This window comes from Aeromicrobium sp. (assembly GCF_036675695.1).
Lineage (GTDB): Bacteria > Actinomycetota > Actinomycetes > Propionibacteriales > Nocardioidaceae > Aeromicrobium.
This window is the reverse complement of sequence record NZ_JAKFEL010000076.1, coordinates 1-9,511: the sequence shown is the minus strand read 5'-3', so window position 1 is coordinate 9,511 and position 9,511 is coordinate 1. Positions and strand designations below refer to the sequence as shown.

At 66.8% G+C, this 9,511-nt stretch carries 9 protein-coding genes and 1 pseudogene; 9 read left to right on the top strand and 1 reads right to left on the bottom strand.

All coding sequences use genetic code 11. From position 1 onward, the window contains the following. The 3 genes and pseudogenes from V6M39_RS05210 to V6M39_RS05200 form a co-directional block, all read left to right on the top strand. A pseudogene (locus tag V6M39_RS05210) lies at window positions 1–123 on the top strand (1,4-dihydroxy-2-naphthoyl-CoA synthase); the annotation flags it as partial. A 325-nt stretch (window positions 124–448) separates the two neighbouring features. Next, window positions 449–604: a hypothetical protein gene (locus V6M39_RS05205; protein WP_332642676.1), complete on the top strand. Its 156-nt coding sequence runs from the start codon at window positions 449–451 to the stop codon at window positions 602–604. After that, window positions 604–1,227 carry a Fic family protein gene (locus tag V6M39_RS05200; protein ID WP_332642675.1) on the top strand — a complete coding sequence of 208 codons (624 nt, stop codon included), beginning with the start codon at window positions 604–606 and terminating at the stop codon, window positions 1,225–1,227. The genes V6M39_RS05205 and V6M39_RS05200 overlap by 1 nt, the downstream gene beginning before the upstream one ends. A 197-nt stretch (window positions 1,228–1,424) precedes the next feature. On the opposite strand, the gene V6M39_RS05195 is transcribed toward V6M39_RS05200, so the two are convergent. Continuing rightward, entirely contained in the window at window positions 1,425–1,634 is a 210-nt protein-coding gene (locus V6M39_RS05195) for a hypothetical protein (RefSeq protein ID WP_332642674.1), read from the bottom strand. 268 nt (window positions 1,635–1,902) lie between these two features. Here V6M39_RS05195 and V6M39_RS05190 point away from each other — a divergent pair, with 268 nt between their 5' ends. The 6 genes from V6M39_RS05190 (at window position 1,903) to V6M39_RS05165 (ending at window position 9,345) form a co-directional block, all read left to right on the top strand. Beyond that, on the top strand, window positions 1,903–4,353 hold the full coding sequence (locus V6M39_RS05190) for a DUF6493 family protein (protein WP_332642672.1): 2,451 nt from the start codon (window positions 1,903–1,905) through the stop codon (window positions 4,351–4,353). Window positions 4,354–4,363: 10 nt separating this feature from the next. Beyond that, window positions 4,364–5,731, top strand: a complete 1,368-nt coding sequence (locus V6M39_RS05185) for an SWIM zinc finger family protein (RefSeq protein ID WP_332642671.1) — start codon at window positions 4,364–4,366, stop codon at window positions 5,729–5,731. After that, window positions 5,728–8,220 (top strand): DUF6493 family protein, encoded by a 2,493-nt coding sequence (locus V6M39_RS05180; protein WP_332642670.1) that lies wholly within the window; start codon window positions 5,728–5,730, stop codon window positions 8,218–8,220. The genes V6M39_RS05185 and V6M39_RS05180 overlap by 4 nt, the downstream gene beginning before the upstream one ends. 121 nt (window positions 8,221–8,341) lie before the next feature. Continuing rightward, window positions 8,342–8,599 carry an addiction module protein gene (locus V6M39_RS05175; RefSeq protein ID WP_332642669.1) on the top strand — a complete coding sequence of 86 codons (258 nt, stop codon included), beginning with the start codon at window positions 8,342–8,344 and terminating at the stop codon, window positions 8,597–8,599. A gap of 4 nt (window positions 8,600–8,603) precedes the next feature. Next, window positions 8,604–8,915, top strand: coding sequence for a type II toxin-antitoxin system RelE/ParE family toxin (locus V6M39_RS05170; protein ID WP_332642668.1), 312 nt, complete (start codon window positions 8,604–8,606; stop codon window positions 8,913–8,915). Window positions 8,916–9,126: 211 nt separating this feature from the next. Beyond that, entirely contained in the window at window positions 9,127–9,345 is a 219-nt protein-coding gene (locus V6M39_RS05165; protein WP_332642667.1) for a helix-turn-helix domain-containing protein, read from the top strand. Window positions 9,346–9,511: the final 166 nt, after the last annotated feature.

Sequence of the window (9,511 nt, the reverse complement as noted above, 5' to 3'; positions counted from 1 at the left end):
CAGCAGCTGTTCGCCGGCGAGACCACCCGCCTCGCGTACATGACCGACGAGGCCCAGGAGGGACGCGACCAGTTCCTCGAGAAGCGTGAGCCGGACTGGTCGCCGTACCCCTGGTACTACTGATCGACCTTCGGTGGTTGAGCTTGTCGAAACCCGCAGGTCAGAGGCCTGTCAAGTCCGTGTGCGTGGCAGATGCGTGGCAAGAATCGTGCACGCGGTCGCGAGTCGACGACATCCTCAGCGGCAAGGTCAGGACAATTCCGCACGATGAGGTTTTTGGCCAAGCTCGCTGCTGACTGCGCCGAACGCAACGCTGCGGGGGAGAAATGAGCTCGGTGGCCGAGCCAACTCGCAGGTATCATTGGGAATGATGGGCTGGCCGTGAGGCCCTGGTCCAACCCCTAGGCGGGGACATCCCCCGCCACCCGATCGAGAATGGGAGGAAGCGATGACGAAGCACACGATGACTGCCGAGGCTCGTCGTCGCTTCGCCGAGCGCTCGACCAAGGCGTCTGCCCGTCTTGAGCAGCGCGTGGTGCCCGCCGACCACGTCAGCTCGGAGAAGGTCGAGCAGTTCGTGGCGTCGCTCCGCGCCAAGGCCTGATGGCCTTCGAGCCCGACTACGGCGAAACCCTCGTCGCTGAGGAAGAACGCGACGCTCTGACAGACGTCGCGCGAGACCTGCTCGATGAGCCGATCCGCAAGGCGGCGTTGTTCAACCTTGAGCAGCGGATCCAGACGGAAGTCACCGACGAGCTTCTTGCCAAGGTCAGCGACGGCGACCTTGAGGTCCAGGAGATCCTGACCGACCACTTCGTCCGCGATCTCCACCGCCGGTTGTACGGCCCGGTGTGGGAATGGGGTGGCCGACAGCGAGCGCGCGAGACGAACATCGGTATAGCACCCGAGCGAATAGCAGTCGAGATGCGCAACTCGCTCGACGACTTGCGGTGGCGGTGGGAGCACGGGACCGGCGTGACGCCGAGGTGGCTCGGGATCGCTGCGCACGTCGCCCTCGTGCACGTCCATCCGTTCGTCGATGGCAACGGTCGTGTAACCCGCATGGTCGCCGACCTGGCCTACATCGCGGCCCAGGATGGCGAGCCCCTCATGGGCTACGACTGGGAGGTCGACCGGAAGGCGTATATCCGCCTGCTGGGCGAGTACGACATGACCCGCGATCCCACGGCACTTGCTGAGTTCGTCAACGTGGTCGAGCTCGATTAGGCCTGGGGCGTCCTGGGCTTCAGAGTTCGATCGGGCGGTATGCGAGCGCTCGGTCGACGATTTGGCTGGCGGTTGGCCCGCCCGAGAACTCGCCGGTCGGCCAGAAGATCAGATCGTGCGCGTCAGGCCGTGTGACTGATGAATCGAACTCGGCAATGAGCGATTCGAGCTCGGCACCTTCGCCGTGGGGCTCGTCCTCATCGACGGCGGAGAAACTCCGTGACGTCCCAGAAGTCGTCGCTGCCTTCGTCGTGGACAACATGCACTCGCAGGTTGATCACGTCGCCGACTCGGCGCCCGGTCACCCAGCCGAAGGTGCCGGGACTGTCAGCCTCAAGGCGGGACTGCTCGATGGCTTCGCCGCGGCGAAGTGCGCTGAGCGCTTGGGACTCGGTCAGGAACTGCACGGACGCAACATGCCGTCCAGCCCCGCGGGACGCCGCCCGATGCGTGGCAAAAACGTGGCAGCAGAGTCGTCAGAGCCCGTCGACGATCAACGTCGTCAATCACGTTTGCGCAGGTCAGCCGGACAATGCCATCAACGACCACCAACACCCGCTGAGCGTGCCGCGCTTCCCCTGGTACTACTGATCTGGTGCGTTCGTGCAGGTCAGGGCTCTATCGACCTGGCTGCGGGGCAGATGCGTCGCAAGCACGCGGACCTAGGAGATGAACATGGGTGAGCTCCCGCCCTACTCCACGTTGGAAGGCGCGGATGCGAGCGTGATCCACGGAGCACTCGCCCAGGCAGCCGCGCCCCTCTTGAATGCCACCTACGAGCACTCATGGCAGCGCGACCGGGCGCTGATCAAGGCGATCGACGACAAACTCTGCGCTGTCGCCGCAGGCTCGATCCGGGGAGAGGGCAGCGAGAAGCCCCGTTGGCTCGAGGGACTCATTGCACGTGAACTCCGGTCGGCCTCCACGAGCTATTGGTCGGCGGACAGATTCGCGCGCGTACGGCTCCTCGAGCGACTTGGCCTGATTGATCTCGAACCCGACGACACGTACGTCCTCGCGATGATCAGCGCGCTTGGCCCAGACAAGCCCGACAAACTGCGAGACGACCCCGACCTGATTGAGCGCGCACTCTGGCGTGTATTCGAAGTCGAAGGCGGCGGCGAAGTCAGCCTGACCAACGTGGACCGCTTCAGCGGCGATGAATGGCGCAAGACCTTCCTGGAGCTCACCTCGGACGGCACGCTTGACCGCACCCGGGTCCTGAACGCCTGCCTCCACGCGTTGGGCCGCGACTTCGCCGCCTACCGGGCCAGTTGGTACTCGGCCACCTACCTCGCGCTGAATCCGACCGCCCGGGAGACCTCCATCTCCCAGGCCGAGCTGCGTCGACTGCTCAGCGCAGCCGTGCCAGCCAACGTCGCGTTCGCCCTCAAGCAGTTGATCCGCGTCGACAAGGCAGGACTCCTCGACGTCGAGGCGACAGTTGAGGCTCTGCCGCCCGCGACTCTGGTCAAAGCCAAGGGGACATCCATTGCTGCCCTCACCTTGGCCCGTGTCGGACGAGTCAGGTTCGCGGGCTCTGTGGGCGCCGTGGCACACGCAGCGCTTGGGCACCCGCATCCTGACGTCCAGCGGGCAGCCGCCAAGCTCCTCGCCGACCTAGGCGAAGGTGACGCGGTACTCGCTGTGGCAGGGGACCTCACCCCTAGCGTGCGTCAAGAGCTCGGACTTCACGCCGAGGACACGGAGGAGCCCGAGGTTCCACACGACCAGAGCGTCGCACCAGCCCCGGCGCCCGTCTCCACAACCGACTTGGCCGAGCGGTCCGCTGGCTTACTGGAGGACGCCTCGGACGTCGGTGAACTCGAAGCTGTCATGGCCCTTCTCGCGGTAGGTGGAGCGGAAGCCGCCCTCGAACCACTGAGGAAGCGAGCCAAGGCAGTTGTCGCCCGCGGCCCGCGCACCGACATCGGAGACGCATGGCTGCCCGGACAGGTGGCACGCCTCGTTCTGGGAGTCCTCGGCGACCCGGCACCGCCTGCGCACCCCGATCACCCCGCCCAGCGCTTCGTCGCGCGCCGGCTCGCGGAGGTTTGCACGTCAACGGCCCCGCTGCTGGCCACCCCTGACCTATCCGGGGGATGGGTCAGTCCTACGGCCTTCGTCGAACGACTGACGCAGAACCCGCAACCACGACACCACGACCTCATCGCAGCCTTGCTGCGTCTCCATCCCGAGGGGCGCGACGAAGCCGCGCGCGCCATGGCGGGCAGTCTCCCCGCTGCAGCGCGGTTCGCCCTGGACGGCATCGAACCGACTCGACGCCTCCTCCGGAGCGGGCGTGAGGGACCAGCGTCTTGGTGGATCGCGGCCGAGAGGTCCCGGGCGCCTTACGCGGCCAGCGAGGCACCGCAACTGACCGGGGACATCAAGACTCACACCTGGCAGGAGAACGGACGACCCCGTCGGTCCTGGTACGCCAGGTTCGCCGTGACAACCACGAACACCAACCGGCCCGCCGATGACCAGCCGACCGAGTTGCAGGCCCAAACCTCCGACCAGTGGGGTGGCGGCTACACCAGCAGGTACCTCGGCGACTGGATCCCGACGCTGGCGGCCATCTGGCCCCACGACGCCGAGCACTTCCTCGCCCTCACCTGCATACCCGTCCTGGAATCCCCGAGTTGGACCGAGACCGCGCACGACGTGCCGCGCACTCTCGACGCCTTGGCGCGGCACCCCGGCCGCATGGGGACATTGGCGGCTGCCACGCTCGCGGCCGGCATCTCGGCATCGCAGCGCGACCACCGACTCCACGCCGTCGACGCATTCCTTGACCTGATTCCCTCCGGCCGCATCGCTAGTTCTGAGGTTGCGACGGTCATGGCGCGCAATGCTCAGGCGTGGCCGTCAACCCGATGGGCGGAGTCGCTGACGTCGATAGCGCAGGCGCCCGGCGGCCCTCCCGCGACCGTGGACCTCCTGACACAACTTCTCCCGCAACTACCTGCCGACCACCGCGGACTCAATAGGCTGCTCGAGGTGCTGCGTGATGAGCTGATCCGCCTCGGCCGACGACCTACCGATCCAGCGTTGACCAGGTGGCTCGCCGACTTCTCCGGCACTTCCGCAGCAGCAAAGACCGCCCGCCTCCTGCTCGGATAAGTTCTCGACCATGGCAACGACCACCGACGAGCAGACGTACACCTACGTCCGTCCATCGGAGCTGACCTTCGGCGGCGGCCGCGCCGACCTCATGCTCGCCACCAGCGGAGGTCGCACCGCCGCCGGGCCAGCCGCACACCCCGTCTTCTTTGACGGGTTCCTAGGGCACCCCGAGCAGGCCGCGGCCGCGCTGCTTGCTGTCGCGAAGGTCGCCCGCACCCGCTACTACATGCCTCCCGGCATGGTGGCCGCGATCCTGCGCGCCGCCGACCCCGTCGTGACCAGCAACGGCGACCGGCTCCGGTTCGAGAGCTTCTCCGCCTGCTGCGGCGTGTACGCCCGCTACGACGCGCTACCTGGAAGCCTCGACGGAAACGTCCTTGACACCGGCACCACCAACGTCGACTTCAACCCGCCGATGCGCGACGCCCTCGCCCGCATCGGCGGTCTCGAACCGCTCCACCTCCAGGTCGGCGAAGACGTCGTCGTCCGGACCCTCGATACCGAGGTGACCGAGAAGAAGGTTCCGTTGCCCGAGCGCTGGCTCAAGGGCTTCGCCGAGGTCCAACTTGCCTCCGCTGCCGTCGCACCAGCCTTTGAGGTCGCCGCCTCCGAAGCGCGGCGATTCATCCGCAGCATGCCGAGTTCCGGCAGTCGTAAGCCAGTCTGGGTCGTCCCCGCGGGACGCGGCCTGCGCATCACCACGCGCCCGACACCCGATGCCGTTTCGCTGTCGGGACTCGATCGACTCAAGCCACTCGAACCGATGCTCCGGTTCGCCCGCTCCCTACGCGCGTACGCCGCCCCACACGACCCTCAAGGCGCGACTGGCGTCTGGGAACTCGGACTCGACGACGCACGACTCGTCCTCGCACTGAGCCCCGAATCCAGCCGAGGCTTCTCCGGTGAAGGGGGAGTGCTCTGGGACCTTGCCGATGAGCAGTCCGCCGACGACGCGGACCTCATCTCGGCATTGCTGGCATTCGAACCACGCATCGACACTGCGCGACTCGCCACCGAATCCGGCCTCGCTGAGGACCGCGTCACACGTGCCCTCGGCCGCCTCGGCGCGGCGGGCCGCGTCGGCTACGACGCAGCCGAAGCCGCATACTTCCATCGCGAACTTCCCTACGACGCCGATCGACTCGCCACGATGCATCCGCGACTACGGGACGCGATCGCACTCGTCGACGCAGGTGCGGTTCGACTCGACGGGGACACCGCCCATGTCCGCAGCGGCGCCGCCGAACACGTCGTACGCCGGACGGCTGACGGCGACGACCGGTGCACCTGTCCTTGGTACGCCAAGCACAAGGGCGCTCGCGGTCCTTGCAAGCACGTCCTCGCAGCCGATCTGGTTCGGAAACGGCGGGCATGACTCTCGACGGGGTACTCGCCTGGCTGGAGCGCGGGGGCGGCGACGACGTCACCCGAGCGCTGGTCAATCTCACGGAGAGTGATCGCAAGGCGCTCGGGCCCAAAGCGCGGGGTTGGCTGACGCGTGGGAATCCGACGCGGATTCCGTCGAACCACGCAGCGTTGGCGGTGCTTGCGACCGCCGACGGCTGGCGTCAGGCGATGGTTGCCACGACGCATGGTTTCGGATTCGAGCGGTCGGAGTTCTTTGAGTGCGCCTCTGCGATTCTCAAGGCCCGAGATCCTGGTTGGCTCCCTGAGTTCGTCACCGGTCTTCTGGACGATGGAGGTACCTGGAATTGGTGTCTCGTTCGCAGCCTTGTACGCGCCGATGCTGTCGCTAAGCCTGATCATCCCGAGTACTACCGCGGAACCGTACGAGGCGTCCCGGACTACACCAGAGACCGCCGTCCGCTGATCGATCGGTTGGACGCAGACCCTGGATTGATCGGGAACCACCTCTTGGGCATGGTGTCGACTGAAGGGACAGGTCGACTGCTCGCGTATCACGACAAGTTCGAGGAGGGCGCGCACTACGTTTCCGACAGCGCAGCCATGGCCGCGCGTACATGGCGGGTGACACTCCTCGTCCTTTCCCAGGAGGAACGGCTCGACCGAGGTCGGCTGCTCGACGCCGTCCTCGCTGCGCCGCTACGAGACTGGGCGTCCGCTGACCTCGCTTGGTACGTCGGCATGCACGACGCCCTCGCCCCCACCCTTGATGAGATCGCAGAACGGCAGGGCACCTACGTGAGGCTGCTGACGGTCGAGCACGGACCTTCGGTGAAGCTGGCACAGCGCGAGTTGCTCCGTCTGATGCCCGATCCAAGGTTCGAGGCGGAACCGTTCCTTGCCGCCAGCCAGGCCGCGCTCGGACGAAGCGACAAGGCAACGGTCTCCGCCCACTTGCGCCTACTCGAGAAGCTTGCCAAGGCCCACCGGAACGTATCGATCACCGACACCGTGCGGATCGCCAGCGAGCACACCCGGGCCGATGTCCGCGATCAAGCAGCGAAGATCCTCGCACGTCTCGGAGCGGAACCGACGCGCCCAGCGGTTGGCCCGCGCTTCGTCGCAGTGGACCCCGAGGTACGGCCGCCGGCTCCCCGTCTTGAGCCGGTCGGCTCAGCCGATGAGCTCGCGGAGGTGCTGCTCGGCCTTCTCGAAGAGATCGACGCCGTCGAGTTGGAGCGAGCGATCGATGGCCTCCTCCGTCTCGCCGATGAGCGCCCAGCCACAGCAGACCTGCTTCTGAGCCGGGCGACCGCTGCCGATCTCTACGACGGCGACCCCCGGATTGCCGCCCGGATCCTGGCATGTGCGTGGCTCCTGCCGCGGGCACGCGTTCGCGACGGCTACTGGTCGGTCGTTCTCGGCGCAACGGGCTTTCCGTCCGTGCCAGCCGCGACTGAGACCTTCGTCGGCGCGATCGGTCGGCGGCTCACCGAGATCGCCCACGCTGTACAGGGTGGCGGTCACGTGTCGGTGGCGTTGCCGACCTCGGCCGACTTCAGCCTCGATGCCACTGAGCTCAATCGTCGCCTGCGTGAGGTGCGCCGATCCCGCCCCATCCATGAGATGGAGCTGCTCATCGCGTTGCTCAGGGTCCCGACCGGTGCGCGGGCATCCGTCGTCGTTCCACGTTCCTTGCGCAAGTCGCGTGCGATCGCTCAGGCACGCGCGGGCCGAGTGCCCAGCTGGTCGCGCCACGTCGCGTTGGACCAGCGGTCCAGCTGGGAGCCCGAGCGGCGGATACCTCTCTTCCGCGACGATCACGAAGAGGGCACCGGCGCCGCCACGGGCATCCTCGCGAGATCGACGCCTGAGCGAACCGTTGGCGCGGAGACTACGTACGGCGAGTACATCCCGCGTTTCGAGCAGACGCTAGGTCTTGGAGCAGCGTTGCTGCCGCACGACCATGATGTTCTGGCTGCCCATGCGCACCCGTACCTCCATCGAGACCTGCGCAAGGACCGAGCGTGCAGCGTCCCCGTTATCGATGCGATCGCACGGGCCAGGTCGAGCAATGGTCCGCCCTCATCCTCGGCGATCGTCCTCGCGCTCGCGGCCCAGGATGCCCGCGGACGGACTGCTGCGCAGGACGCGGTCCTCGATCTCGCTCGATACGGCGTCCTGGACGGCCACGAGCTCGGACGCCAGACAGCGTTGCTGCTCACCGACGACATCGTCGTAGGTCAGCGGATCAGTAGCGGATTGACCGAATGCGCTCGCGCGGGCGATGCAGCCGTGCTGCCCATCCTCGACGCCCTGCAAGAGATCGTGCGGATCCTTCCTGACCGCCGCGATGCGGGAGCGTTCCTGGAGTTGGCTGCCGACCTGGTTGAGCGGACTGGTCGTACGATCGAGTTGCCAACCGAGTTCGGTGAGTTGGCCGCGGGCAAGGCGACTTCGATGGTCGCCAAGGCAGCCCGCCGGCTTCTCAAGCCCTGATCGTCGTCGCCGGTCAACGTGCCCTCCGCGAGTGACGACGACGTCGACGCTGCAATCGAGGACTTCGAGCAGCTCCGCCGCGAGGACAAGAGGAAGTCGTAGTCGGGCGTAGACTCAACACATGACTTCCGGCATCGATGAGATCACGCAGTTGGCGTTGACACTCCCGGTGGATCAGCGCGCGCAGGTCGCCAGCGCACTGTTGGCCAGTCTCGACGACCCGGCCGATTCGGCCGAGGTTCACGAGGCCTGGACGGCAGAGATCAAGTCTCGGGTCGACGACATCACCAGTGGTCGTGTGCAGACGATCCCTCACGAAGAGGTGAAGCGGCAGCTCGCCGAACGTCGCGCCGCGCGTCAGGCCGCGCGGCAGGACTGACACGTTGCAGATCGCGTGGCACCCAGAGGCCAAGGGCGAGTACGACGCGGAAGTTGAGTGGTACGAAGCGCGCGGTGTCGGGCTTGGGGACCGATTTGAGGCCGCCGTCGATGACATGGTCGACACCGTCGTCGAATGGCCCGAGTCAGGAGCGATGTGGCCCGGCTGGGACAGCATCCCCGTGGTGAGGTCACGGCGTGTGGGCGGCTTCCCCTTCCGGCTCGTCTACCTCGTGCTACCCGCCGAGCTCGTCGTCGTCGCGATCGCACACCACAAGCGGCTGCCTGGCTACTGGCGAGAGCGGGTCGTCGAGTGACCCCGTGCGTGGCAAAAACGTGGCAGCAGAGTCATCATCGGCCGTCGGCCGCCAACGCCGCCCATCACGTTTGTGCAGGTCAGTGGCTCATTGCCGTCGATGACCAACCACGGCCGCTGAGCGTGCCGCGCTTCCCCTGGTACTACTGATCAACCTTCGGTGGTTGAGCCGGTCGAAACCCGCGGGCCACAGGCCTGTTGGGGCCTCGCGCGTGGCAGATGGGTGGCAAGAATCGCGGACCTCCGCGACACCGGTCGCCCGCGAGGACCACGTCGACGAACTCGCCCACCTCGTGTCTGCGCATCCGAACACGGTGGACAACCGCATGAGGAAGCCCGCCGGCCTGACCGGTTACGACCCCACCCGGCCCGACGACGCGACGCGCCTGCGGATGGCGCTGCTCGCCAGGGATGCGGAAGCGCGCACCTGAGGACGACGGCAGGCGAACGTGCACGTGAAAAAGAAAAGTGGAAGTTCCTGCAAGGTCAGGCAGAGCCGGCGCTCCTATCCATACGAGCCCGGCAAACGACCGGAGCGACCAACTCACCTCCAAGGACACGCCATGACCACCAGCACCGCCTTCCGCTTCGCCGCCA

Bases quoted from the DNA above. Each gene is read 5' to 3' on its own strand.
- V6M39_RS05180 (WP_332642670.1), top strand. From the start codon at position 5,728: ATGACTCTCGACGGGGTACTCGCCTGGCTGGAGCGCGGGGGCGGCGAC.
- V6M39_RS05200 (WP_332642675.1), top strand. From the start codon at position 604: ATGGCCTTCGAGCCCGACTACGGCGAAACCCTCGTCGCTGAGGAAGAA.
- V6M39_RS05190 (WP_332642672.1), top strand. From the start codon at position 1,903: ATGGGTGAGCTCCCGCCCTACTCCACGTTGGAAGGCGCGGATGCGAGC.
- V6M39_RS05185 (WP_332642671.1), top strand. From the start codon at position 4,364: ATGGCAACGACCACCGACGAGCAGACGTACACCTACGTCCGTCCATCG.
- V6M39_RS05205 (WP_332642676.1), top strand. From the start codon at position 449: ATGACGAAGCACACGATGACTGCCGAGGCTCGTCGTCGCTTCGCCGAG.
- V6M39_RS05175 (WP_332642669.1), top strand. From the start codon at position 8,342: ATGACTTCCGGCATCGATGAGATCACGCAGTTGGCGTTGACACTCCCG.